This window comes from Collimonas fungivorans, from assembly GCF_028292705.1.
GTDB lineage: Bacteria > Pseudomonadota > Gammaproteobacteria > Burkholderiales > Burkholderiaceae_D > Collimonas > Collimonas fungivorans_B.
Window position 1 is genome coordinate 1 of sequence record NZ_JAQGLV010000043.1, and the last position, 25750, is coordinate 25750.

At 59.4% G+C, this 25750-nt stretch carries 25 protein-coding genes, 1 other RNA gene and 1 pseudogene; 7 read left to right on the top strand and 20 right to left on the bottom strand.

All coding sequences use genetic code 11. The annotated features are described in order from the left end of the window. The 3 genes from JWQ61_RS02055 to JWQ61_RS02065 all read left to right on the top strand — a co-directional run. Window positions 1–969: efflux RND transporter permease subunit (locus JWQ61_RS02055; RefSeq protein ID WP_304359051.1), on the top strand; the 969-nt coding region annotated here is incomplete at its 5' end. Between the two features lie 128 nt (window positions 970–1097). Continuing rightward, window positions 1098–1784 (top strand): heavy metal response regulator transcription factor, encoded by a 687-nt coding sequence (locus JWQ61_RS02060; RefSeq protein ID WP_304359052.1) that lies wholly within the window; start codon window positions 1098–1100, stop codon window positions 1782–1784. Then, window positions 1781–3178: a heavy metal sensor histidine kinase gene (locus tag JWQ61_RS02065; protein ID WP_304359053.1), complete on the top strand. Its 1398-nt coding sequence runs from the start codon at window positions 1781–1783 to the stop codon at window positions 3176–3178. The genes JWQ61_RS02060 and JWQ61_RS02065 overlap by 4 nt, the downstream gene beginning before the upstream one ends. A gap of 98 nt (window positions 3179–3276) precedes the next feature. Here the strand turns inward: JWQ61_RS02065 and ffs are convergent. Continuing rightward, window positions 3277–3375, bottom strand: an RNA gene (ffs, locus tag JWQ61_RS02070) — signal recognition particle sRNA small type. Window positions 3376–3480: 105 nt separating this feature from the next. Continuing rightward, a pseudogene (gene ubiD, locus JWQ61_RS02075) lies at window positions 3481–4965 on the bottom strand (4-hydroxy-3-polyprenylbenzoate decarboxylase). 578 nt (window positions 4966–5543) lie between these two features. Between ubiD and JWQ61_RS02080 the strand changes: the two are divergent. After that, window positions 5544–6506 carry a transglycosylase SLT domain-containing protein gene (locus JWQ61_RS02080; RefSeq protein WP_304359054.1) on the top strand — a complete coding sequence of 321 codons (963 nt, stop codon included), beginning with the start codon at window positions 5544–5546 and terminating at the stop codon, window positions 6504–6506. A 118-nt stretch (window positions 6507–6624) separates the two neighbouring features. On the opposite strand, the gene JWQ61_RS02085 is transcribed toward JWQ61_RS02080, so the two are convergent. The 6 genes from JWQ61_RS02085 to JWQ61_RS02110 form a co-directional block, all read right to left on the bottom strand. After that, on the bottom strand, window positions 6625–7347 hold the full coding sequence (locus JWQ61_RS02085) for an ABC transporter ATP-binding protein (protein ID WP_014005226.1): 723 nt from the start codon (window positions 7345–7347) through the stop codon (window positions 6625–6627). Further along, a complete protein-coding gene (locus JWQ61_RS02090; protein WP_120236720.1) occupies window positions 7347–8117 on the bottom strand; it encodes an ABC transporter ATP-binding protein in 771 nt (256 codons plus the stop codon). The genes JWQ61_RS02085 and JWQ61_RS02090 overlap by 1 nt, the downstream gene beginning before the upstream one ends. A 9-nt stretch (window positions 8118–8126) precedes the next feature. Continuing rightward, entirely contained in the window at window positions 8127–9341 is a 1215-nt protein-coding gene (locus tag JWQ61_RS02095; protein WP_304359055.1) for an ABC transporter ATP-binding protein, read from the bottom strand. Window positions 9342–9355: 14 nt separating this feature from the next. Further along, complete coding sequence (locus JWQ61_RS02100) at window positions 9356–10285, bottom strand: branched-chain amino acid ABC transporter permease (protein ID WP_014005223.1); 930 nt, start codon at window positions 10283–10285, stop codon at window positions 9356–9358. A 642-nt stretch (window positions 10286–10927) separates the two neighbouring features. Continuing rightward, window positions 10928–11860, bottom strand: a complete 933-nt coding sequence (gene ispH / locus JWQ61_RS02105) for a 4-hydroxy-3-methylbut-2-enyl diphosphate reductase (RefSeq protein WP_369684870.1) — start codon at window positions 11858–11860, stop codon at window positions 10928–10930. Between the two features lie 34 nt (window positions 11861–11894). Then, complete coding sequence (locus tag JWQ61_RS02110; RefSeq protein WP_120236723.1) at window positions 11895–12350, bottom strand: peptidylprolyl isomerase; 456 nt, start codon at window positions 12348–12350, stop codon at window positions 11895–11897. Window positions 12351–12471: 121 nt separating this feature from the next. Between JWQ61_RS02110 and radC the strand changes: the two genes are divergently transcribed. The 3 genes from radC to rpmG all read left to right on the top strand — a co-directional run bounded on the left by radC (window position 12472) and on the right by rpmG (window position 13707). Next, window positions 12472–13146, top strand: coding sequence for a DNA repair protein RadC (gene radC / locus JWQ61_RS02115; protein ID WP_304359057.1), 675 nt, complete (start codon window positions 12472–12474; stop codon window positions 13144–13146). Window positions 13147–13280: 134 nt separating this feature from the next. Beyond that, entirely contained in the window at window positions 13281–13517 is a 237-nt protein-coding gene (rpmB, locus tag JWQ61_RS02120) for a 50S ribosomal protein L28 (protein ID WP_014005219.1), read from the top strand. A gap of 22 nt (window positions 13518–13539) precedes the next feature. Next, a complete protein-coding gene (gene rpmG, locus JWQ61_RS02125) occupies window positions 13540–13707 on the top strand; it encodes a 50S ribosomal protein L33 (protein WP_009667251.1) in 168 nt (55 codons plus the stop codon). A 168-nt stretch (window positions 13708–13875) separates the two neighbouring features. Here rpmG and JWQ61_RS02130 read toward each other — a convergent pair whose 3' ends face one another. The 12 genes from JWQ61_RS02130 to JWQ61_RS02185 all read right to left on the bottom strand — a co-directional run. Further along, window positions 13876–15072: a fatty acid desaturase gene (locus tag JWQ61_RS02130; protein WP_304359067.1), complete on the bottom strand. Its 1197-nt coding sequence runs from the start codon at window positions 15070–15072 to the stop codon at window positions 13876–13878. 129 nt (window positions 15073–15201) lie between these two features. Further along, the gene (locus JWQ61_RS02135) at window positions 15202–16575 is read right to left on the bottom strand and encodes a mechanosensitive ion channel family protein (protein WP_304359058.1); all 1374 of its coding nucleotides are present in this window, start codon (window positions 16573–16575) and stop codon (window positions 15202–15204) included. 32 nt (window positions 16576–16607) lie between these two features. Next, window positions 16608–17909: an RsmB/NOP family class I SAM-dependent RNA methyltransferase gene (locus JWQ61_RS02140; protein ID WP_304359059.1), complete on the bottom strand. Its 1302-nt coding sequence runs from the start codon at window positions 17907–17909 to the stop codon at window positions 16608–16610. 62 nt (window positions 17910–17971) lie between these two features. Then, a complete protein-coding gene (gene purN / locus JWQ61_RS02145; RefSeq protein WP_304359060.1) occupies window positions 17972–18601 on the bottom strand; it encodes a phosphoribosylglycinamide formyltransferase in 630 nt (209 codons plus the stop codon). Window positions 18602–18660: 59 nt separating this feature from the next. Beyond that, a complete protein-coding gene (locus JWQ61_RS02150; RefSeq protein WP_304359068.1) occupies window positions 18661–19122 on the bottom strand; it encodes a barstar family protein in 462 nt (153 codons plus the stop codon). Then, window positions 19123–19557 carry a ribonuclease gene (locus tag JWQ61_RS02155; protein WP_304359061.1) on the bottom strand — a complete coding sequence of 145 codons (435 nt, stop codon included), beginning with the start codon at window positions 19555–19557 and terminating at the stop codon, window positions 19123–19125. A gap of 112 nt (window positions 19558–19669) precedes the next feature. Continuing rightward, window positions 19670–20872 (bottom strand): patatin-like phospholipase family protein, encoded by a 1203-nt coding sequence (locus JWQ61_RS02160; protein WP_304359062.1) that lies wholly within the window; start codon window positions 20870–20872, stop codon window positions 19670–19672. Window positions 20873–20972: 100 nt separating this feature from the next. Further along, the gene (locus JWQ61_RS02165; protein WP_304359063.1) at window positions 20973–23450 is read right to left on the bottom strand and encodes a sodium-translocating pyrophosphatase; all 2478 of its coding nucleotides are present in this window, start codon (window positions 23448–23450) and stop codon (window positions 20973–20975) included. 239 nt (window positions 23451–23689) lie between these two features. Next, window positions 23690–24346, bottom strand: coding sequence for an adenylate kinase (adk, locus tag JWQ61_RS02170; RefSeq protein ID WP_120236731.1), 657 nt, complete (start codon window positions 24344–24346; stop codon window positions 23690–23692). Between the two features lie 212 nt (window positions 24347–24558). After that, window positions 24559–25338, bottom strand: a complete 780-nt coding sequence (gene kdsB / locus JWQ61_RS02175; protein WP_304359064.1) for a 3-deoxy-manno-octulosonate cytidylyltransferase — start codon at window positions 25336–25338, stop codon at window positions 24559–24561. Window positions 25339–25350: 12 nt separating this feature from the next. After that, window positions 25351–25548 carry a Trm112 family protein gene (locus JWQ61_RS02180; protein WP_304359065.1) on the bottom strand — a complete coding sequence of 66 codons (198 nt, stop codon included), beginning with the start codon at window positions 25546–25548 and terminating at the stop codon, window positions 25351–25353. Then, on the bottom strand, window positions 25529–25750 hold a 222-nt coding region (locus JWQ61_RS02185), incomplete at its 5' end, for a tetraacyldisaccharide 4'-kinase (protein WP_304359066.1). The genes JWQ61_RS02185 and JWQ61_RS02180, both read right to left, overlap by 20 nt.

Here is a 25750-nt window from a genome sequence, read left to right on the forward strand (position 1 = left end):
TCCAGCTTCGGCATCACGCCGGCGCTGATCGACTCGACCATCTACGACGCCATTGGCCAGCGCCAGGTCGCGCAGTACTTCACGCAGATCAACAGCTACCACGTGATCCTGGAAGTGACGCCCAAGCTGCAGGAAGATCCCGATCTGTTCAACAAGCTCTACCTGACTTCGCCGGTGACCGGCCAGCAGGTGCCGCTGTCGACCTTCGTCACCATCGACACCAACAAGACTTCCTACCTGTCGATCAGCCACCAAGGCCAGTTCCCGGCGGTGACGATTTCCTTCAACCTGGCGCCGGACGTGGCGCTGGGCGAAGCGGTCGATGCGATCCAGAAGGCGCAGAGCGAGATGGGCGTGCCGGCCACCCTGACCGGCGCGTTCCAGGGCACGGCCAAGGCGTTCGGCGATTCGCTGTCGTCGCAGCCCTATCTGATCGCGGCAGCGCTGGTCGCGGTGTATATCGTGCTGGGCCTGCTGTATGAAAGTTATATCCACCCGCTGACGATCCTGTCGACCCTGCCCTCGGCCGGCGTCGGCGCCCTGCTGATCCTGATGATGGGCGGTTATGACCTGAGCGTGATTGCCTTGATCGGCATCATCCTGCTGATCGGCATCGTCAAGAAGAACGGCATCATGATGATCGACTTCGCCCTGACGGCGGAGCGACAGCACGGCATGAAACCGGAAGAAGCGATCTACCAGGCCTGCGTGCTGCGCTTCCGGCCGATCATGATGACCACCATGTGCGCGCTGCTGAGCGGCTTGCCGCTGATGCTGGGCCACGGCGCCGGCTCGGAACTGCGGCGGCCGCTGGGTTACGCCATGGTGGGTGGCCTGGTGCTGTCGCAGGCGCTGACCCTGTTCACGACGCCGGTGGTGTATCTGTACCTGGACCGCGCCCACTACTGGTACATGCGGCGCAAGGAAGCGCGGCAGGCACGCAAGGCGGCCCGTAAAGCTGCGGCATGATAGATTTAAAACAATGCGTTAAAACAATCCATCAAAGTAATCCGTCAAATAACGAAGGCGATGAAATGTCCTCTTGCATGCCGGCACCGTGCCGGCATGTGGGAAACTAGCCAGGAGACAGGCTACACATGAAAATACTGATCGTCGAAGATGAACTGAAGACGGCCGACTATCTGTGCAAGGGCCTGACCGAACAGGGTTGCGCCGTCGATGTCGCGCATAACGGCGTGGACGGCCAGCACCTGGCCTTGCAGCACGATTACGACGTCATCGTGCTCGACGTCATGCTGCCCGGCATAGACGGTTTTACGGTCCTGCACGCCCTGCGCGCCATCAAGCAGACCCCGGTCATCATGCTGACCGCGCGCGACCGGGTGGAAGACCGCATCAAGGGCCTGCAAGGCGGCGCTGACGACTACCTGGTGAAACCGTTTTCCTTCCTCGAGCTGCTGGCGCGCCTGCAGGCGCTGACCCGGCGCGGCCGCGCTTTCGAGCCGGCGCAGCTGCGGATTGCCGACCTGCAGATCGACCTGATCAGCCGCAAGGCTTACCGGGCCAATGTCCGCATCGACCTCACCGCCAAGGAGTTTTCGCTGCTGGCGGTGCTGGCGCGGCGACAAGGCGAGATCCTGTCCAAGACCGCGATCGCCGAGCTGGTCTGGGACATGAATTTCGACAGCAACACCAACGTCGTCGAAGTCGCCATCAAGCGCTTGCGCGCCAAGATCGACACGCCGTTCAGCCCCAAGCTGCTGCATACCATACGCGGCATGGGTTATGTGCTGGAGCCGCGCAGCCAAGAGGGCAGCGAATGAAGCGTTCCATCACCGCACGCCTGGTGGCGATGTTTGCCGTAGCGGCGCTGCTGATTTTTTCTCTGATCGGCAGCGCGCTGTATGGCGTGCTGCAGCGCGAGCTGGCGCGCCACCAGCAGGACGAACTCAATACGCGTTTCCTGGATACCCGCTACATGATCGGCCATAACGGCGACCCGGTGCGCTGGCCGCGGGTGCAAACCAAGCTGGACACCCTGACGCCGGCCGACGGCAGCATCCGCTACTGGGTGCTGAGCGACGATCCCCGCTTCCAGTACGGCAAAGGCCTGGCCGATGTCGAGCAGCTGGACCGCAACCCGAACGGCATGGGCATCATGTCGCTGCACGGCCGCGAATATCCGCTGCACACCATGGTAGGCACCATCGAGCCGTTCCAGGAACGGCCCGCGGTGCGCCTGATCGTGGCGGTGGACGCCGCGCCTTACATGCACACCCTGCATGCCTTCATGATTGCACTGGTCGGCTTGTCCCTGCTGGGCGTGCTGCTGGTCATGCTGCTCGGCTACTGGATTGCGCAGGTCGGCTTGCGGCCGCTGAAACAACTGTCCAGCGCGGCGCAGTCGCTGGGGCCAAAAACCTTGTCGCAACGCCTGCAGATTTCGCCGCTGCCGGGTGAACTGTCGGACCTGACGATCGCCTTCAACGGCGTACTGGAGCGCATGGAAGGCGCTTACAATCAGCTGGAAGCGTTCAACGCCGACGTCGCCCACGAGCTGCGCACGCCGCTGGCCAACCTGATCGGGGAAACCCAGGTGGCCTTGTCGCGGCAACGCACGGCGCCGCAATTCGAGGAAGTGCTGCAATCGAACCTGGAGGAGCTGGAGCGCTTGCGCTCCATTATCAACGACATGCTGTTCCTGGCGCGCGCCGACCAGGGTGAAGCCGCCACCAGCCTGGTGCGCACTTCGATTGCGCAGGAAGTCGGCAAGACCGTGGAGTTTTTTGAGTTCCTGCTGGACGATTCGAAAATGACGGTCAAGGTGGCTGGCGACGTGAGCGCCGAAGCCTCCATCGAAACGTCGCTGTTCAAACGCGCAATGAGCAACCTGCTGCACAACGCGATCCAGCATTCCAGCCCTGGCGCCGCGATAGCGGTGACGATCACGCAGGAGCCCGAGGCGATCCGGATCGCTGTGTCGAATCCTGGCAAACCGATCGCCGACAATCATTTGCCGCGCCTGTTCGATCGTTTCTACCGGGTCGACGCCGCCCGCAACGACAAGGACCAGAGCCAGCTGCACGGCCACGGCCTGGGGCTGGCGATCGTCAAGGCGATCGCCAAGATGCATGGCGGCGGCGTGTTCGCCGACAGCACGGACGGTACGACAACGATAGGCTTCAGCATCCCTGCGAGCCACGCGACGATGCCTTGAACGGCTTGCCAGATTGCATAGATGGTAACGGCTTGCCGTAAATAAACGACAACCGCGAAGACGAGCGTGGGGAGTAGTACAGAAGTAATACAGAGGATAGAGGCGAGCCTTGTCTGCGGCACTTGCAGGAAATGGCTGTGGCTGCTTCGTTCCCGACCTGACCAGGTTGACCACGCCACAATGCGCAGGGGCCCGCCGGGGTGAATTGTACCGCATTGCGGCATTACTGGCAGGGCTTTTTGCATCCCTGCCGCCATTTTCTGCCTGCGCCGCGCAGCCAGCCCCTCTTTACAAACCCTGTCTTACAGTCCCAGCTCCTGCCAGATCTGGTCGACGCGCGTCTTCACTTCATCCGACATGCTGATGGTGCGCCCCCACTCGCGGCTGGTTTCGCCAGGCCACTTGTTGGTGGCGTCTATCCCCATCTTGCTGCCCAGGCCGCTGACCGGCGAGGCGAAGTCGAGATAGTCGATCGGCGTGTTGTCGACTATCGTGGTGTCGCGGATCGGATCGACGCGGGTGGTGATGGCCCAGATCACTTCATTCCAGTCGCGGATGTTGACGTCTTCATCCACCACCACGATGAACTTGGTATACATGAACTGGCGCAGGAAACTCCAGACGCCGAACATCACCCGTTTCGCATGGCCGGCATAGGCCTTCTTCATCTGCACCACCGCCATGCGGTAGCTGCAGCCTTCCGGCGGCAGATAAAAATCGGTGATTTCGGGAAACTGCTTTTGCAGCAAGGGGATGAACACTTCGTTCAGCGCCACGCCGAGCACCGCCGGCTCGTCCGGCGGCTTGCCTGTATACGTAGAGTGATAAATCGGCGACTTGCGCATCGTGATGCGGTCGATGGTGAATACCGGGAACCAGTCCTGCTCGTTGTAATAGCCGGTATGGTCGCCGTACGGCCCTTCCAGCGCCATTTCATAACCGGACGGATGGGATGGATCGGGATTGATGTGCCCTTCCAGCACGATCTCGGCCGACGCCGGCACCCGCAGCTCGCTGCCGATCGCCTTGACCAGTTCGGTGCGGCTGCCGCGCAGCAGGCCGGCGAACTGTTATTCGGACAGGCTGTCCGGCACCGGCGTCACCGCTCCTAATATAGTAGCGGGATCGGCGCCCAGCGCTACCGCCACCGGATACGGCTTGCCGCCGGTAGCGATCGCATGCTCGCGGAAGTCCAGCGCGCCGCCGCGATGCGCCAGCCAGCGCATGATCACCTTGTTCCGGCCCAGCACCTGCTGGCGGTAGATGCCGAGATTCTGGCGCTTCTTGTGCGGCCCTTTGGTAATCACCAGGCCCCAGGTGATCAGCGGCGCGACGTCGCCCGGCCAGCAGTGCTGGATCGGCAGCCGGGCGAGGTCGACGTCGTTGCCTTCCCATACGATGTCCTGGCACGGCGCCGAGCGATGTTCCTTGGGCGCCATGTCCCACAACGATTTGACCAGGGTGCCGAGGCCGAGGATATCTTTAAAACCTTTCGGCGGTTCCGGCTCTTTCAGCATCGCCAGCACATGGCCGATGCGCCGCAATTCGCTGACGTCGTCGGCTCCCATGCCAAGCGCCACGCGGCGCGGCGTGCCGAACAAATTGCCTAGCACAGGTATTGAATGGCCGACCGGATTCTCAAAAAGCAGCGCCGGCCCGGCTGCCCGCAAAGTGCGGTCGCAGATCTCCGTCATCTCCAAATAGGGTGAAATCGGCGTCGAAATGCGTTTTAGCTCACCAATTTGTTCTAATTTGACAATAAAATCACGTAAATCTGAGTATTTCATAGACTTTTACAATCTTTATGAATGTTAATTCGACAATTAAAGCTTTTCAGCCAAGTGCTTGATTTTATTGGCTTGCGGCGGTAAACCGGCGCATTCTTTAGATATAAAAGTTATTGATTTTGTTTTTTATAGTATTGACTTGATATAAACCGCCCCCTACAATGCGGCCAGCTTGAAGCAGTCGCATCGCCCAAAAAGCGATTTTTATGTCGGCTCTCAATACTCACGGGATCGGGGTCCCACATGACATTTTAAGGAGTGTTTTCAAAAGGCGTCAGCCTTCTCCCCCGAACAAGTTGTTTGCCTGTAGCCGGCGCGCTCTACTGCGGCCGATCGATCCAAGCTACATAAGCGCAGACAACAACGACGCAACGGCACACCGCACACCATCTGCGATGCCTTGCGATATTGATTACGGTGCACGCAGCATTCGGTAGATTAGCTCCAGCTGGCAGATTAGTTCCAGCTTTATCAGGGAGCCTGCATGCGCCGCGACGATTCAGGAGGTTCAATTGTTAGCAAGATCTACCAAAGCATTACCCGGTTGGGCTACGCTCGACCAGGCAAAGAAATTCGGCATGCAATCCGTCAACGGTGTGTTTTACGCCCGCGACACCGTCGGCGGCCTTATCGCCACTACCCGCATCACCGTACTGTTCAGCGCCATGCTGGCCATCATCGGCTTCACCACCATGCTGGTGAAACCGGACTTGGCATACAAGCTTCAAAACCTGCCGCTGTTCGCCAGCAGCACTGAACAAAAAGCCGCGCCGCAAGCTGCGGCTGCACCAGCACTTCCGGACCAGGCCAACGCCGCCCCTAAAGTGGCGAACCTGACCGCGCCGTCGACCGGCAACAATCACGTGCTGCGCATGGACACCCTGTCGAACAAGGCCATCAAGCCGCTCGACAGCGCGCGCCAGCAGCAATGGGTCACCAGTTGGCTGTCCAAGCGTTACCGCGTGGCCGGCGACGCTACCAACATGTTCGTGACGACAGCCTACAAGACAGCACGGGAAACCAAGCTCGACCCGCTGCTGATCCTGGCGGTGATGGCGATTGAATCCGGCCTCAACCCGTTTGCCGAAAGCCCGGTAGGCGCGCAAGGCCTGATGCAGGTCATGTCGAAGGTGCATGAAGACAAGTTCGAAAGCATGGGCGGCATCAAGGCAGCACTGAATCCGGCTGCCAACATCAAGGTCGGTTCCATGATCCTCAAGGATTATGTGACCCAGGGCGGTTCGGTCGAAGCTGGCTTGAAACGCTATGTCGGCGCCGCGGCGTTCGCCAATGACGGCGGTTACGGCTACAAGGTGCTGGCTGAGTACCGTCGCCTGCAAGATGTCGCCATCGGCAAGAACGTGCCTTCAACCGGCTCGCCGGCGCCGATCGCTACACCGAAACCGCGCACCATCCAGACCACGGTTGCGCCGAGCGAGGCCAGCCCGGCCCCGGCTGAAGCCGCAGTCAACGTGCCTGATCCGATTGAACACCGGATCCAGCAGTCGGACAATCAGTTCAATTCCCTGCCGATGACCTGATCGCAGGCTATCCGGGATATAAAAAAAAGAGCCTATGGCTCTTTTTTTTCGTCCAGGCAAACCGGCCGGGGTTGCAGGCAATCCCGGCCGCGGCGCTTATTCGGCCATTACTCGCCCATTATTCACCCAGGTACGCCGCCTTGACCTTAGGATCATCCAGCATGTCCCTGGCGTTGCCGCTCATGGTCACCAGGCCGGAATCCATCACATAAGCCCGGTGCGCCGCTTCCAGCGCCAGCTTGGCGTTCTGCTCGACCAGCAGGATGGTGATGCCTTGCGCCGAAACGCTGCGGATCACTTCAAAGATCTTTTCCACCATGATCGGCGACAGCCCCATCGACGGCTCGTCCAGCAGCAGCAGCTTGGGATGGCTCATCAGGGCGCGGGCCATGGCCAGCATCTGCTGTTCGCCGCCGGACAAGGTGCCGGCCATTTGCGCGGCGCGCTCTTTCAGGCGCGGAAATACGCCGAACCACTTGTCGATGTCGGCCGCGATGCCTGCCTTGTCGTCACGCGTGTAAGCGCCCATCAGCAGGTTTTCCTGGATGCTCATGCGCGTGAACACGCCGCGCCCTTCCGGCACCATGGCCAGTTTCTGCTTGACCAGGTTGAACGAGGTCATGCCCTTGGTGTGTTCGCCCAGGTAGTGCATCTCGCCTTCGACCTTACATTGCGGCAAGGTGCCGGTGATGGCTTTCAGCGTGGTGGTCTTGCCGGCGCCGTTGGCGCCGATCAGCGTCACCAGTTCACCTTCGTTGACTTCCAGGTTGATGCCCTTGACGGCCTGGATGCCGCCATAAGCGACTTTCAGGTTCTCGACCTTGAGGATATTGGTTGCCATTAGTGACCACCTCCCAGGTAGGCTTCGATCACCGCCGGGTTTTTCTGGATTTCGGCGGGCAGCCCCTCTGCAATCGGCTTGCCGTAGTCCAGCACGGTAAGGCGGTCGCACAAGCCCATCATCAGCTTGACATCATGTTCGATCAGCAAAATGGTCTTTCCTTCGTTCTTGATTTTCACCAGCAGCTCGCGCAGCGCCAGTTTCTCGGTAGCGTTCATGCCGGCGGCAGGTTCGTCCAGCGCCAGCAGCTGCGGATCGGTCGCCAGCGCGCGGGCGATTTCCAGGCGGCGCTGGTCGCCGTACGACAGATGGCGCGCGGTGCGGTCGCCGAAACGGCCGATGCCGACAAAATCCAGCAGTTCCTGGGAACGCTTGCGGATCGCCAGCTCTTCCAGGCGTGCCTTCTTGTGGCGGAACACCGCGCCGAACACGCCCTGATGGGTGCGCACATGGCAACCCACCATGACGTTTTCCAGCACGGTCATCTCGCCGAACAGGCGGATGTTCTGGAAAGTGCGGGCAATGCCGGCCTTGGCCACTTCGTGCGGCGCCGACGGCGAGTAAGCCTTGCCGGCCAGCTCGAAGGAGCCGGTATCGGCCTGGTACAAACCGGTGATGACGTTGAAGAAGGTGGTCTTGCCGGCGCCGTTCGGTCCGATCAGGCCGTAGATCTGGCCCTGCAGGATCTTGATGTTCACTTCCGACAAGGCTTGCAAACCGCCGAACCGCTTGTTGACGCCGGAGATATTCAGAATAATTGGTGCGCTCATGAGATCCCCTTAAGCCTTTACCACGCCGGTCGGCGCTGTCGGATTGTCGATATCGGCATCCGGCCGATCCTCATGTTTGGGCGAAGGCCACAAGCCGGCTGGGCGGGTCAGCATGATGACCACCATCGCCAGGCCGTACAGCAGCTGGCGCAAGACTTCGGCATCGATCAGCACCTTGCCGAACACCGCCATCTGCATCGGCTCCACGGTATGCCGCAGCACTTCCGGCAAGGCCGCCAGCAGGATGCCGCCAAGCACCACGCCCGGGATATGGCCCATGCCGCCCAGCACCACCATCGCCAGCACCGCAATCGATTCGGTCAGCGAGAACGATTCAGGCGAAACGAAACCCTGGAACGAAGCAAACATGGCGCCGGCCACGCCGCCGAACGAGGCGCCCATGGAAAATGCCAGCAGCTTCATGTTGCGGGTGTTGATGCCCATCGCCTTGGCGGCGATTTCATCTTCGCGTATCGCCACCCAGGCACGGCCCAGGCGCGAATTCTGCAAACGGATGGAGATGAAGATGATCGCCATGCACAAGACCAGGAACAGGAAGTAGTAGGCGTTCACCGACGGCATGCCGAAACCGGCCACATACACCGTGGCGCTGGAGCCGCGCTCCCCGGCCAGCGACACGCCGAAGATGCGGATCGGATCGATCAGGTTGATCCCTTGCGGGCCGTTGGTGATATTCACCGGCGCGTTCAGGTTGTTCATGAAGATACGGATGATTTCACCGAAACCGAGGGTCACGATGGCCAGGTAGTCGCCACGCAGCTTGAGCGTCGGCGCGCCGAGGATGGCGCCGAACAGGCCGGCCAGCGCAGCGCCCGCCGGCACGATCACCCACAGCGACAGGTGAATGCCGTTCTGGACGATCTCAGGGCCGCAGACCATCACCAGGAAATTGCCGATGGCCGGATAGGTGTTGACGAAAGATTCCAGGACCGAAGCAAACTGCGGCGATGCCAGCAAGCCGGTCATGTAGGCGCCGATCGCATAGAAAGCGATGTAGCCCAGGTCCAGCAGGCCGGCGAAACCGACCACGATGTTGAGGCCTAGCGCCAGCATGATGTAGAGCAGCGCAAAGTCCATGATGCGGACCCAGGAATTGCCGAAATTGGAGGCAATGAACGGGAAGATCATGAACAGGATCGCCAGGGCGACCAGGCTGGTGTAAGCCTTGGTCGGGTTCTTTTTGGTGTCGAAGAAATTAGCCATATATCCCTCTCCGATCAGGCGCGGTCAGCCACACGTTCGCCCATGATGCCGGACGGACGCAAGGTCAAGACGATAATCAGGACGATGAAGGCAAAAATGTCCTGGTAGTTGCTGCCGAAGAAATTGCCGGTCAGGTCGCCGATATAACCGGCGCCCAGGCTCTCGATCAGGCCCAGCAGGATACCGCCCAGCATGGCGCCGTAGATATTGCCGATGCCGCCCAGCACCGCGGCGGAGAATGCTTTCAGGCCAGGCACGAAGCCCATCGCGAACTGCGCCGACGAATAATTGGCGCCCCACATCACGCCGGCCACTGCCGCCAGCGCGGCGCCGATGGCGAAGGTCATCACGATGACGCGGTTGGAATCGACGCCCATCAGGCCGGCGACCCGCGGATTCTCGGCGGTCGCACGCATGGCGCGGCCCATCTTGGTTTTCTCGACCAGCAGCACCAGGCCGACCATCGAGGCGGCGGCCAGGATCAGCAGCATGATCTGCGTCGGCGAGATCAGGGCGCCGAAGATATGCACCGGATCGGAAGGCATGACTTGCGGCACCGGCAGCGGGCTGCGGCCCCAGATCATCATGGCAAACGTCTGCAGCAGGATGGACACGCCGATCGCGGTGATCAGCGGCGCCAGGCGCGGCGCGTTGCGCAGCGGCCGGTAGGCGACCCGCTCGATGATCAGGCTGATGATGACGCAGACCGGGATGGCGCCGATGATGGCGATCGCCAGCTGGACGATGCCGGGCAGGCCGGGCGCCACGTGCTGCAGCAGTTTGAGGATGGACAGGCCGACCATGGCCCCGATCATCAGGATATCGCCGTGGGCGAAGTTGATCAGGTTCAGCACCCCGTACACCATGGTGTAGCCGAGGGCAATCAACGCATACATGCTTCCCAGCACCAAGCCGTTGATAACTTGCTGGATAAAGATATCCATAATTTCCTTGTTCTATGTGTTTTGGGTCAAATCGGTCAGAACACTATTGCGACCATAGGCAGCACAGCAAAAATCATTCCCGATACAAAAACGGCACCCAGGATAAAGTCCTAGTGCCGTTGGGAGACGCCCTTCCTCTCATCTGCAACGATGGCCGGAAAGGTAATTTGGCATTGCGTGAATAGCCGGAATAAGAAAAAAGAACTGGGTACGCATACTTGTTTGTCTCCTATACGTCTTTATGTAAAAACGTTTTTTGTCCTAAAGCGCCGTGCCTGGGGGCATTGCACCATTACTGTGCGGATTATAGCTAACGTTGAGCGATAATCAACTCTGACAGCAATGCAATATTAACCTGCTGACTGCGGTTCGCACAGGTTTTTACATTCAAACCGCAGCGCCGCAATGATAGCGAGGAAAACAGAAAACTATCGATGGAAAAGTGGAGTTTCTTCGAAATATAATTTCGCGCCAGAATGGAGCGCCAGGGCCGCTGCGCGTGGCTTGCACCGGGAAATTTTGGCAGAAAACAAACACCGGCGAAGCAATATTACCAATAATCGTCACCGGATGATAATCAGTAATACCGTTTCGCCAATTTTCCGCCAAGGCTTATGCCCGGATTTGTGCCCAGAGCGGTACTTAGACCCGCGCCAGTCCCTTGGGCATGGGGAAAGTGACATTCTCTTCGGCGCCGTCCAGTGTGCGCACGTTCTTGGCGCCATAGGCCTTCAGGCGGTCTATCACGGCCTGCACCAGGATTTCCGGCGCCGAAGCGCCGGCGGTGACGCCGATGCGGCGTTTCCCTTGCAGCCAGGCCTGGTCGATCTGTTCCGCGTTGTCCACCATATAGGCGACCGTGCCCTTCTTCTCCGCCACTTCGCGCAGGCGGTTGGAATTCGAGCTGTTCGGGCTGCCGACCACGATCACCACGTCGACCTGCGGCGCCATGAACTTGACCGCCTGCTGGCGGTTGGTGGTGGCGTAGCAGATATCGCCCTTCTTCGGTTCTGTAATGGCCGGGAATTTCTGTTTCAGCGCAGCGATGACGTCGGCGGTGTCGTCGACCGACAAGGTAGTCTGCGACACATAGGCCAGCATGTCGGGATTGCCGACCTGCAGCCGATCGACGTCGGCCACGGTCTCGACCAGGTGCATGCCGTCGTTGGTCTGGCCCATGGTGCCCTCGACTTCGGGATGGCCTTCATGCCCGATCATGACGATTTCGCGGCCCTCGCGCCGCATCTTGGCCACTTCCATGTGGACCTTGGTCACCAGCGGGCAAGTCGCATCGAACACTTTCAAGCCGCGCACTTCAGCCTCTTCCTGCACTGCCTTGGAGACGCCGTGAGCGGAAAAAATCACGGTATTGCCGGCCGGGACATCGGCCAGCTCTTCTATGAAAATGGCGCCCTTGTTGCGCAGGTCCGCCACCACATAGGCATTGTGGACAATTTCGTGGCGCACATAGATCGGCGCGCCAAACTGTTCCAGCGCACGCTCGACGATTTCGATCGCGCGGTCGACGCCGGCGCAGAAACCGCGCGGCTGCGCCAATAAAATTTCATTATCCATATTCATATCCATGTTCATGCTTGTCGGCCGCAAACTACAAAATGCCGATGATTTTCACTTCGAACTGGAGCGACTGTCCGGCCAGCGGATGATTAAAATCGAACAAGGCGCCCTGTTCGTCGATTTCGCGCAGCACGCCGGCAAACTGGCCGCCGCCCGGCGCCGCGAATTCCACCAGGTCGCCGATGCGGTATTGCTCTCCCAACTGCGAATTCTGGCGCAGCGTGGCGCGCGAGACACGCTGGATCAGCTCAGGATTGCGCGGTCCGAAAGCGCGTTCCGGCGGCAGCTCGAAAGTTTGATGCGTGCCTTCCGGCAAACCCAGCAGGCAAGCTTCCAGAAAAGGCGCCAGCTGGCCCATGCCGAACTGCAGGGTGGCAGGCGATTCCTTGAAGGTAGTGACAATATCCTCGCCCTCTTGCGAGGCGAGGCGATAGTGCAAGGTCAGATAAGATGCTTCGGTAACGACAGGGAGAGACAAATTGGACATAGATTAGGCAAAAGAACCATTAACAAAAAAATAACTGCCAGTCAGAAGATGATATTGTAAGCCACCTTGGGCCATATGACGTGGCCGACACTGACCTTACCTCGCTTACATCGATTACACCATGGCAATTACCGACTGGCCCGCCGATCAGAGGCCGCGCGAACGTTTGATCAAACTCGGTCCGCAGGCACTTTCCAATGCGGAACTGCTGGCGGTGTTCCTGAGGGTCGGCGCCGCCGGCAAAAGCGCGGTCGACCTGGGACGCGAAATGACCAGCCATTTCGGCTCGCTGAACCGCCTGTTTTCCGCCCCGCTCAAGGAATTCTGCGCCATCAACGGCCTCGGCCCGGCCAAGTTTGCCCAGTTGCAAGCCATACTGGAGCTAGGCAGGCGCTCGCTGGCGGAAGAATTGCAGGCCGGCAGCAGCTTCGACGCCCCGGCTGCCGTCAAGCAGTACCTGCAGCTGCTGCTGACCAACAAGCCCCATGAATCATTCCTGGTGCTGTTCCTCGACGTCAAGAACCGCCTGATCTGCGCCGAGGAACTGTTCCGCGGCACCCTGACCCACGCCAGCGTCTATCCGCGCGAGGTGGTCAAGGCGGCGCTGACGCACAATGCCGCCAGCGTCATGCTGGCGCATAACCATCCGTCCGGCACGCTGGAGCCCAGTTCCGCCGATCGCCAGCTGACGCAGACCCTGAAGCAGGCGCTGGACCTGATCGGCGTCAGGGTGCTGGATCATTTCATCGTCGCCGGCACGCAAGTGCACTCTTTCGCCGAGCACGGCCAGCTGTAAATCTCGGATTTCGAATTGTTAAATACAACAAAGCGCAAAAGACACAATTGTTTTTCGCAAGTCATTGAAAAATCTCATTTTTTTATATATACTCTCCTTTTTTCCAGTTTCGGAAATCTTTTAGGAGTAAAAACATGGCACGTGTCTGCCAAGTCACCGGGAAGGGGCCGATGGTCGGCAACAACGTTTCCCATGCAAACAACAAGACGAAACGTCGCTTTTTGCCTAACTTGCAAAATCGCCGCATCTTCGTCGAGTCTGAAAATCGCTGGGTCTCCCTGCGCTTGTCCAACGCCGGCTTGCGCGTGATCGACAAAATCGGCATCGATGCCGTGTTGACCGATTTGCGCGCTCGTGGCGAAAAAGTCTAACTAGCAGAATAAAGGAAGAATCATGGCGAAATCAGGCCGCGACAAAATCAAGCTGGAATCGACCGCAGGTACAGGTCATTTCTACACCACCACAAAAAACAAGCGTACAACCCCGGAAAAAATGTCGATCATGAAGTTCGACCCGAAGGTTCGTAAGCATGTTGAATACAAAGAAACCAAGATCAAGTAATCGATCGACGTTCTGCAAAAAGCCCCGCACGACATCTGTCCTGCGGGGCTTTTTTATATCCTGCCTTTTGTACTTGCACGGCAATCGCCAGGCGAAAAAAAACGGCCGCTCGGGCCGTTTTCTTGTCCAGGGCAAGCGCTTTAATACGTCGGCGCCCTGCCCTGCTGGTCAGGAGTAGCTGCGCAGGCGCAGCGAGAAATCCTGCAGCGACTTGATGCCGGAAGCTTCGGCACGAGCGCACCAGTCTTGCAGCTGATGCAGCAGCTGATCGCGCGTGAAGTGCGAACGCTCCCAGATGGCGCCCAGCTCGACCCGCATCTCATGCATGGTTTGCAGCGCTTTGCTATGCAGGAACAGCTCGGTCAGCTGTTGCTTTTGCGGCGCTTCCAGCTTGGCCGGTTCGCGTTGCAACAGCTTCTTCGACGACTTCAGGAAAACCGCGCCCTGCTTGGCCTTGTCGGTCAGCTGGCCGCGCTCTTCATGCCAGGCGTTCTTCAACGATTTTGCATACTTCGCCATGACGTCGTAGCGGTTGGCGATCACCGACTGCAGCGTGTCCAGGTCCGGCACCAGCTTGGCATGGTTGAACTTCGGCGCAGGCGCGACTTTCTTCACCTTGGCCAGGCCGCAGATCTCGAGGATCCGGATATACATCCAGCCGATGTCGAACTCGTACCACTTCGACGACAGCTTGGCCGAAGTACCGAAGGTGTGGTGGTTGTTATGCAGCTCTTCGCCGCCGATGATGATGCCGAACGGAATGATGTTGGTCGCAGCATCGTTGCAATCGTAGTTGCGATAGCCCCAATAGTGGCCGATGCCGTTGATGATGCCGGCTGCGGTAATCGGGATCCAGACCATTTGCACGGCCCAGACGCTGACGCCGACGACGCCGAACAGCATAATGTCGATCAACATCATCGCCACGATGCCCAAGGCGCTGTGCTTGGTATACAGGTTGCGTTCGATCCAGTCGTCCGGTGTGCCATGGCCGAATTTCTCCATGGTTTCCAGGTTCTTCGATTCTGCGCGATACAGTTCAGCGCCTTCCCAGAATACTTTCTTGATGCCGCGCGTTACCGGGCTATGCGGATCTTCCTCGGTATCGCACTTGGCGTGATGCTTGCGGTGGATCGATGCCCACTCCTTGGTCACCATGCCGGTCGTCATCCACAGCCAGAAGCGGAAGAAATGACTTGGAATCGCGTGCAGGTCCAGCGCGCGGTGGGCCTGGCAACGGTGCAGGAAAATAGTCACTGCAGCGATCGTGATGTGCGTCACGACCAGCGTGAACACGACGACCTGCCAGGCGCTCGCGCCTGTTACGCCATTCGATAAGAAATCGAGTATTGCATTGAACACTATGTGTACTCCATGTGTAGATGGGTAGATGATGCCACTGCTTAACTGCTTATTTTACAGTGAGATACGGGTAAGTTGACGGGTAGTTACCGAATAGTTACCCGAATTTCGAGTGCAATTGTACCCTTATTATTAGATGTTTTTAGGTTTTGGCGAATCGCGCAGGCGATCTAATGGCAAATCTTGTTGCGAATAGGCGTCGAAATTACTTTTATGCAATTCTCCCTCGGACACCATCCTGATATCTCGTTTCGCCTGAGCAACCTTGATTTGACGAGATTGCAACACGCGCCAGATTGCACGGTTAACATCAGACAACACATTCAGCCGGCCGTTCTCCGGATCCGTGATCCAGAATCCGACCTCTAGCTCTAGGCCGTCAGGGCCAATCTTCATCAGCAAGGCTTGCGGCAGGATTTCGCGCGATACCCGGTCGACCTCGACTGTAACTTGCTCCAGCAGCAACAATATACTTTCGACATCGTCCTGATGCTCGATCGTCACATGTGTCGCCAGGCGCAGTATGCGGTTGGTCAGCGAATAGTTCTGCACCGAATTGATCATGAAGACTTCGTTCGGCACCACCGTATCGATACCGTCCAGCCCCTGCAGCACCGTGTAGCGGCTATTGATCTGCACCACCTTGCCGTAAAACGTGCTGACCCCGACCATATCGCCGATCGCCAGGCTGCGCTCCAGCAGAATCACGAAACCTGATACATAGCTGCTGGCGATTTTCTGTAAACCAAGCCCCAGCGCCACACCCAGCGCGCCGCCGAAGACCGACAGCACGGTCAGGTCGATACCGACCAGCGACAGGCTGAGCAAGACCGCCACCAGGATCAGGAACGCGCGCGCCATGCGCGCCACCACGGTGCGCACCGAGGAATGCACGGTGTTGACGCGCATCAGGCGTTCTTCCAGCGCGGCGCCGGCCCACAAGGCAATCACCAGCGTCACCAGCACCGAGACCAGCGCCTGCATGACCGCCAGCAGCGACACCTTGTAGCGGCCGATAGGCAGCACCGTGCTGTCCAGGTAGTCGAACAGGTCCGGCCACCAGCCGGTGATGTACAGCAGCAGGCCGATCCAGACCAGCACGCCGAAACTCTTTTCAAACAGCAGCAGGAAAGTACCGACGCCGCTGTTGCGCGCGAACACCCGGCGCAATACGTAAAACACGAAACGCATCAGCGCCAGCGACGCCACCAGCGGAATCATCAGGCGCATCACGTTCACCGGCTGCTGCCACTTCTGCAGGGCCAGCTTGACCAGTATCAGCAACAGCAAGGTAATGATAGGAGTCAGCACCTTGGCGAAACTGCCAAGCCCGATCTGCATCGCCGGCGGCTGCACCGTGCTGACGCTGAAAGAGCGGCGCAGCAGGCGCGCCAGCAGCCAGCCCAGGCCTACGCATAACAGCAGCAGGCCGACCTGCGCCGGCAAGCCCGGCGCGCGCAGGTTGTTCAGCAAGTCGTTGAGCAGGTCAGTGAAGATATCTGGCATTATTTTTATTACGGCGTTTCTTACGGCGTTTTTTACGGCGCAACGTCCCCGCGCTTATCCTTGTCAGGCGAGCCGCTTGCTACTTTGCGCACGAATACCGCGGCAAAAAAACCATCGGTCTGGTGCTGGTGCGGCAGCAGTTTGAGATAGTCGCCCATCTCCAGTTCAATCTTTTGCTCGGCCAATACGTCTTTCATCGGCACCAACGAAAAATCTTCATGGCTGGCCAGGAACTGCGCGGCGATCGCTTCGTTTTCTTCATCCAGCAAGCTGCAGGTGCCGTACACCAGGCGGCCGCCGGATTTGACCAGGCGCGCGGCGCTGGACAGGATGGCGATCTGCTTGACGTTCATCTCGGCAATCGCTTCCGGCGTCTGCCGCCATTTGACGTCCGGATTGCGGCGCAGCGTGCCGAGGCCGCTGCACGGCGCATCGACCAGCACGCGGTCGATCTTGCCGGCCAGGCGCTTGACCTTGCCGTCGTTTTCATGCGCGATCAGCACCGGATGGATGTTCGACAAACCGCTGCGCGCCATGCGCGGCTTGAGTTTCGCCAGGCGTTTTTCGGAGACGTCGAAGGCATACAGGCGGCCGGTATTGCGCATGGTGGCGCCCAGGGCCAGCGTCTTGCCGCCGGCGCCGGCGCAGAAATCGACCACCATCTCGCCGCGCTTGGCGCCGACGATCTGCGCCAGCAACTGGCTGCCTTCGTCCTGCACTTCGATCGCGCCACTCTTGAACAGCGGCAGGTTTTGCAAGGTCGGTTTCTTGATGACGCGCAAGCCCAGCGGCGCATACGGCGTCGGCTCGCACAGGATAGGCGCTTCAGCCAGGGTGGTAATCACTTCTTCGCGGTTAGCCTTGAGCGAATTGACGCGCAGGTCGAGCGGCGCCGGCTGGTTCATCGCATGCGCCAGCTGAAGGGTGGCGGCTTCGCCGTCGCGCGCCACCAGCTTGTCGAACAGCCATTGCGGCAGGTTGGAACGCATCAGCGGCGGCATCAGGTTACGGTCGATTTCGGCGACCCGTTTCAGCCACTCGGTTTCTTCGTCCGACAAGCCGCCCAGGGACTCGATGCTGACCGCATCGGCCAGGCCCAGCAGCGTCATGCGGCGCATGGTCGGGCCGTTGCCGGATTCGGCAAAGCTGGTGTAGATCGCCTTGTTGCGCAGCAAACCGTATACCGCTTCGGCCACCACGCCGCGTTCGCGCGAACCCAGCTTCGGATGATCGCGGAAATAGCGCGACAAGGTGCCGTCGGCAGGACCGGTGAAACGTAGAATTTCGCGCAAAACTTCTTCGGTGTGACCGACGATCGCGGGAGGCAATCTCATAATGAATCTTTCATAAAATCTTTTAATCTGTTGATGGTGCCGGGGCCAGCCAAACGACTGTCTTAGCGTTCGTGCTGAGCCGCATTGTTATGCACTCGGCCATCCTCGATGCTCAAGCGATTCTCGACAAACCAGCGCACTGCACGCGGATATAACTGATGCTCTTCGAGCAGCACGCGCTGCTCCAGCGACTGTTCGGTATCGTCTTCCAGCACCGGCACCGCGACCTGCGCCACGATCGGTCCGTGGTCCAGTGTCGGCGTGACAAAATGCACGGTCACGCCATGCACCTTGACGCCGGCCTGCAGCGCCTGCCTGTGGGTCGCCATGCCGGTAAAGCTCGGCAGCAGCGAAGGATGGATATTCATCATGCGGCCGGCGTAATGCTCGACGAACGGCGTGGTCAGGATACGCATGAAACCTGCCAGCACCACCAGATCGGGCGCAAACCCATCGATCACGACGCGTAAGGCGGCGTCGAACTGTTCACGGTCAGGATAGTCTTTATTCGCAACCACTGCCGTTGGAATGCCTTGGGCAGCAGCAAATTTCAAACCCTCGGCATCGGCCCGGTTGCTGACAATCGCGGCGATTCTGGCAGGCCATTGTTCGGTTTGAGCGGCGCGGACGATGGCTTGCATGTTGCTGCCACGCCCGGAAATCAGGATAACAATGCTTCTCATGGCGCGCATTGTACCCGTTGCAATGCCAGTTTTGATTAAAAACAGTGGTGATTTTGATTAAAACAGTGTTACTGGAATGAATAAAAAACGCGGAAAGCCACTTTCTTGTCAGCCCAGAAATCGGCGCTGTCGCGAAATACGTCGAGCAGGGTTTCCCGTGCTTCCTTGTCAAACTTGGGGGTATTCGGCAGTTGTTCGATCACCACAATGAACCCTGGCTGCGGACCGGATTTGTGGGCCAGGTCGGTCAGGCAATCGGCCAGGGCGTCGAAATTCTTGCCGAAATGCTTGGGAAAATGAAAGGCGTGGGCGATATTTGCCAGCACTTGCTGTTTAGTCGTTGCTTCCGCGCAATAGGCATACAGGAAATGCTGCCCCAGGCGGTTAGCTTCCGCCTGCAGGTCGGTCACACGGAAGGCGCGGATGGACTGCACTACATTTGGCGGTACGGTTTTAAACAAACTCATTTTTCCCTCAGCTAGAGCAATGATGATGGATTGCTGTTGTTGTATCTCATTCACTCTTCTCAGTCACTCCTGGATGCGTCTGAAAGTTTGATAATGATTGTCAGTGTAGTAATACTCGCCCGAAGTCTGCGGATTGCCGCCGGCGATGATCCGGCGCGCGCCGCGGTTGCGCGCGCGCGGGGTTTTCACCGTGAACTCGTGGTAATACCCGCGCCGCTGCCTGGGCAGCATCCCTTCATAATTGCCGAATACCACGCCATCCTTGGCATACGGGAAAGGCCCGCCTTGCTTGATCAATACCAGCGTTGCTTGCGCTTCCTGCGGCAATTGACCTAGCGAAACCACATCCTGCGATAGGGATTCACGCGCAAATACTTGAAAAGACAACAACAAACCGAGCAGCAGCAAGACCCCGTTGCGTAATATTGCAACAGCGATGGCAGCCGCGAAATCGGAACTTAGACCAGGGAAATGGCGCCGGGTTGCGTGGCTTTTCATAAATTTAATATTTTATGGTTCTGATACCGTAGGGTAACGTGTTGATGAAAACGAATCAACCCGTATCCTTGCCCTGGCAGCAAGTGTTGCAATATTTGACAATATTTACCAATCACAAGTTCGCGGTTTTTTGCTGCGCGCCCGGGCTCGGTCCGAAGAAAGCGGCGACTTCATCCCGGCGCGCCAGCGTATCTTTCTGGCCCATGCGTATCAATTCGCGCGTATACCCCGATTCGAACAGCAAGTAAGACGCGAGGCCGCCGCCGCGCGCATCCTTGGCGCCAAGGCCGCCGAGCAAGGTGCGGATCGGCACCGGCAAGCTGCCGAAGTGCTTGGTGGCAATATCGTCGATTTGTTCCGACGGCGAGATGATCAGCATTTCCACCGGTTTCAACGGTGTGCGCTGGCGCTGTTCTTCCGTCAAGAAAGAAAGCGTATGGTTGATGCGCTCTAGCCGTTCGATATCCACCGCCAGCCCGTCCAGGAAGATGCTGGACAAGGCGTGGCTGGCGATCTGCGCCAGGCTGGGATAACGGGCAAACACGGGGGCATCGGTCGGCGCTTCCTTGCGGCGCCCCGCCCCCACCACCAGCACTTTGCTGGCGCCCAGGTGGATCGCCGGAGAAATCGGCGCCAATTGCCGCATCGAGCCGTCGCCGAAATATTCGCGGCGGCCGTCGCAATAAATCGGGATCGCCGGAAAGATGAAAGGAATCGCCGACGACGCCAGCAGATGGCCGACATTGATCTGGTCCCTGACCGCGCGCCGCTGGCTGCGGGTCCAGCCCTGGATTTCGATGGCGCTCTGGTAAAACGTGATGTGCTGGCCGCCGCTGTATGAAGAGGCGGTGATCGCCAGCGCCTCCAGGCTGCCGTTGACCAGCGCCGCATCCAGCCGCTCCAGGTCCAGCAGCCGGTGCAGCAAGGTGATCAGCGGGGTATTGTCGAGCAGGGAATTGGGCGGGTGCGCATGCCATTTGCGCAACAGCCAGCCGAACGACAGCAGCGACAGCCAGCGCGCGCCCGAACGCAGCACGCCGAGCGAATCGGCGCGATACACCTGCTCCACCGTGAAGTGCTCCCAGACATCCATCAGTTTTTGCACGCCCTGGCCGAAGTTCTCGACCCGGCACGCCAGCGCCGTGGCGTTGATGGCGCCGGCGGAGGTGCCGCAAATGATGGCGAAGGGATTCTGTTCCGGCGCCCAGCCATGCTCGCGCAAGATCGACGCCACCGCATCCATCACGCCGACCTGGTAAGCCGCGCGGGCGCCGCCGCCGGTCAGGATGAGGCCCGTTTTTTGTTTTGTCTCCATGGATATGAAGAGTAACAGGGAGAGGAAATTTGTGTAGGACGCTGAAGATAAAAGGGAGCGGCAGGCCGCGCCTGCCGCTCCCTGGTTCCTCGTCAAACGGCTAGTGGACGCTGACTTCGACCCGTCGCGCCTGGGCGTTGTCGCCGCTGCCGGTCGTCACCTGGGGTTTTTCCAGCACGATGGCGTCTTCCGCCACGCCGGCGATCAGCAAGATCGCTTTCACGCTCTTGGCGCGTTCCTTGGAAATTTCCTCATTCTTGGCCGGATCGCCGGTGGTGTCGTGGAAACCGCTGATCACGATCTTGGAGCCGGCCTTGGCTTTCGCCGCGTCGACCACGGTCGCCAGCTTTTCAGCGGTGTCGCCTGGTGCATCGGCCTTACCGGATTCAAAATAGATGACAGTCGCAGGCGTAGAGGCCGGAGCCGAAGCAGGCGCGGTGGTCGCGGCAGCGCCGTTGTTGACAATGATTTCGGTCGCCGTGGCAGTCACCGGCACAGGCACCAGCACCACCTCCGCTCCTCCTGCCGCCACCTGCTGCATGCCCGAAGCCGGCAACAGCGGCACCAGCAGCAAGGCCACGATATTGATGATCTTGATCAGCGGATTGACAGCCGGCCCCGCGGTATCTTTGTAGGGGTCGCCGACGGTGTCGCCGGTCACCGCCGCCTTGTGCGCTTCCGAACCCTTGCCGCCGTGGTTGCCGTCCTCGATATATTTCTTGGCGTTGTCCCAGGCGCCGCCACCGGTGGTCATCGAAATCGCCACGAACAAACCGGTCACGATGGTTCCCATCAGCAAGCCACCCAAGGCCGCCGGCCCGAGCAGCAAGCCAACCACGATCGGCACCACCACCGGCAGCAGCGACGGGATGATCATTTCCTTGATGGCCGATGAAGTCAGCATGTCGACTGCCTTGTCGTACTCCGGCTTGCCGGTGCCATCCATGATGCCTTTGATGTCGCGAAACTGACGGCGCACTTCGACCACCACCGCACCGGCAGCGCGCCCGACCGCTTCCATCGCCATCGCGCCGAACAGGTAGGGAATCAGGCCGCCGATGAACAGACCAACGATCACCAGCGGGTTCGACAAATCGAACACCGTGCTTTTTCCGACGGAATCGAGCGCATGGGTGTAGTCGGCGAACAGAACCAGCGCCGCCAGGCCCGCCGAGCCGATGGCGTAACCCTTGGTGACTGCCTTGGTGGTGTTGCCGACTGCATCCAGCGGATCGGTGATCGCCCGCACCGAATCAGGCAGGCCCGACATTTCGGCGATGCCGCCGGCGTTATCGGTGATCGGACCGTAGGCGTCCAGCGCGACAATAATGCCGGCCATCGACAGCATGGCGGTAGCCGCAATCGCAATGCCGTACAGGCCGCCCAGCCAGTAAGAAGCCAGGATGGCGACGCATACCGCCAGCACCGGATACGCGGTCGATTTCATCGAAACGCCGAGGCCGGCGATGATATTGGTGCCGTGGCCGGTAGTGGAGGCCTGCGCAATGTGGCGCACCGGCTTGAAATCGGTGCCGGTGTAATACTCGGTGATGTATACCATCAGGCCGGTCAGCACGATGCCGATCACGGCCGAACCCATCATCGGCACCCGCATCGGTTCAGGCAGGATCAGCCAGGTCACCACGACAAAACCGACCAGGCTCAGGATCGCCGCCCACCACAAGCCGGTATACAAGGCCGACATGATTTTCTTGCCAGGTTTGGCCTTGACCATGGAACAACCGACGATGGAAGCCAGGATAGACACGCCGCCCAAGGCCAGCGGATACAGCACTGCCTGCAGCTCAGCGCCATGGATCAGCAAGGAACCCAGCAGCATGGTGGCGATCAGGGTCACCACATAGGTTTCGAACAGGTCGGCCGCCATGCCGGCGCAGTCGCCGACATTGTCGCCGACGTTATCGGCGATCACCGCGGGATTGCGCGGATCGTCCTCCGGGATGCCGGCTTCCACCTTGCCCACCAGGTCGGCGCCGACGTCGGCGCCCTTGGTGAAGATGCCGCCGCCGAGACGCGCGAAAATCGAAATCAGGGAAGCGCCGAACGCCAGTCCGATCAAAGGCCGGATGATGTCATGCAGAGAGAGTCCGGAAGGCCCCGCGAATGCCAGCAGCCATAAAAAGAACAAGGTCACGCCGAGCAGCCCCAGCCCGACCACCAGCATGCCGGTGATGGCGCCGCCGCGGAAGGCGACGTCCAGCGCCGGCCCCATGCCCTTGGTAGCGGCCTGCGCCGTACGCACGTTGGCGCGCACCGAAACATTCATGCCTATGAAGCCGCACGCTCCCGACAGCACCGCGCCGATCAGGAAACCGGCCGCAGTCACCAGGCCCAGTCCGGGCAGTATCGCGATAATGATGAACAGCACCACGCCGACGATGGCGATGGTGCGGTACTGGCGCGCCAGGTAGGCGGCCGCTCCCTGCTGGATCGCGGCGGCGATTTCCTGCATGCGCGCGTTTCCAGGATCCTGCTTCAATATCCAGCTGCGCGAGACTAGCCCATAGATGACGGCAATGATGCCGCAAGCGACGGCAAACCATAGACTTAATGCCATGTTGACTCCTCCAGTTTTTTGGTACGGCTTCACGACAAAGTAAGACAACTACACCATTTCACCTGCAACCATGTTTCCCAGATGGGTGGCTGCCGGCCAATACTGCGTAATGCATTTCTTTTCGCTGCCCTTTTGTTCTCGGAGAGGCGTTGGGCTGGTTTGCTGCGTTGCTGTTTCCCTGATGAATTCTAAATTATTTTGTTGACCAAAAGAAAAAGCGGACCGAAGTCCGCTTTTTCTTATGCTTCCAATGCCGCAAATGCGCTGTCGCGTATTTGCTCAACCGGACCGACGCCGGCGATCTTGCGGTACTTGGGAGCGCCCGGCAGGCCGGCCTTGGCCCAGTCGCCATAATAGTTGACCAGCACTTCAGTCTGTTCGTGATACACCGACAGCCGCTTCTTGACGGTTTCTTCCTTGTCGTCGTCGCGCTGGATCAGTTCTTCGCCGGTGATGTCGTCCTTGCCTTCCACCTTGGGCGGATTGAACTTGGCATGATAAGTGCGGCCGGACGACAGATGCACGCGGCGGCCGCTCATGCGTTCGATGATGGCGCTGTCGGGAACGTCGATTTCCAGCACATAGTCGATCTTCACGCCGGCGTCCTTCATGGCGTCAGCTTGCGGAATGGTGCGCGGGAAACCGTCGAACAGGTAGCCGTTGGCGCAATCGGACTGCTTCAGGCGGTCCTTGACCAGGCCGATGATGATGTCGTCGGAGACCAGGCCGCCTGCGTCCATCACCTTCTTCGCTTCGATACCGAGCGGAGTGCCGGCCTTGACTGCTGCGCGCAACATGTCGCCGGTGGAAATCTGCGGGATGTTGAATTTCTCTTTAATGAAAGTCGCTTGCGTGCCTTTACCGGCACCAGGCGCTCCTAAAAGGATGAGGCGCATGTTAAAGTCCTAAGGTGAGTTTGTGAATTGATTGTGGCGACGGCGCACCCAAAGGTTGCTGGATTTACTGCGACGTCTCCGATATGCTTTTATTTACATCACGCTATCTTTGCATGAAACTTACCATACAATTTTACCAAACAGCCAGTCCGCGGCACTATTTCTGTTGGTTCAACGATAATTTCCAAGCACTTGCGCGACACTTTGGCTCTTTATAGAGCGCTGAAAAAACGCCTCACCCGCTCCAGGTCTTCCGGCGTATCCACGCCTACTGCCGGCGCGGCCGGCGCAACGTGCACCGCAATCGGATAGCCGTGCCATAGCACCCGCAACTGCTCCAGCGCTTCGATCTGTTCCAGCGGCGATACCGCCAGGGTCGGGTAGGTTTGCAAAAAACCATTGCTGTACGCGTACAGGCCGATATGGCGCAGCGGCACATAGGCCGCCGGCAAATCCTGGCGCTGCGGTGCAAACGGCGGCGCAAAGCCGTCGCGGTGCCAGGGAATCGTCGCCCGCGAAAAATACAGCGCGCGCCCGGCCTGGTTCAAGACCACCTTGACCACATTCGGGTTGAAGGCATCGGCCGCCGAGTCGATCGCGTGCGCCGCGGTCGCCATCGGCACCTCGCCGGTGATCTGCGCCGCGGTAGCGGCGATCAGCTCAGGCTCGATCATCGGTTCGTCGCCCTGCACGTTCACCACCACGGCGTCGGCCGCCAGTCCCAGCGCCGCCGCCACTTCGGCAATGCGGTCGGTGCCGGACGGATGATCGGCGCGCGTCAGGCGCGCGGCGATGCCATGCTGGGCGCAGACCGCCAGGATTTCCGCATGGTCGGTCGCCACGATGACCTGCACCGCGCCCGATAAGGCCGCACGCTCGGCGGTGCGCACGATCATCGGCTTGCCGCCGATATCGGCCAGCGGCTTGTTAGGCAGGCGGGTAGACGCCAGCCGCGCCGGGATGATGACGGTGAAAGGCTTGCTCGAGCTCACGATAAACGCCGCCTATGCCACGGGAGTTGCAGCCGGCGCAGCCGGGCTGTTCAGGTCGCGCGCCTGGTCGGCCCACATGATAGGAATGCCGTCGCGCACCGGATAAGCCAGTTTGTCGGCGTTGCAAATCAGTTCCTGGGCTTTTTTGTCGTAATGCAGCGGACCTTTGCAGATCGGGCAAACCAGGATGTCAAGCAGTCGAATGTCCACGGAGTTTCTCCAGAATTTGTTGTGACAGCGCGGCATCGATCTGCGCCGTCACGGGAACGACCCAGATGCGCGGATCGTTCCTGATGGTTTCTATTTGCCGACATTTTACTGCATCCTTTTCAGTTATCAGGATGATCTCGGCCTGGAGCGCGGCAAACGGGTTGTCGGAAAAGTCATGATGGTCAGGCAAGGCCAGCGCCTC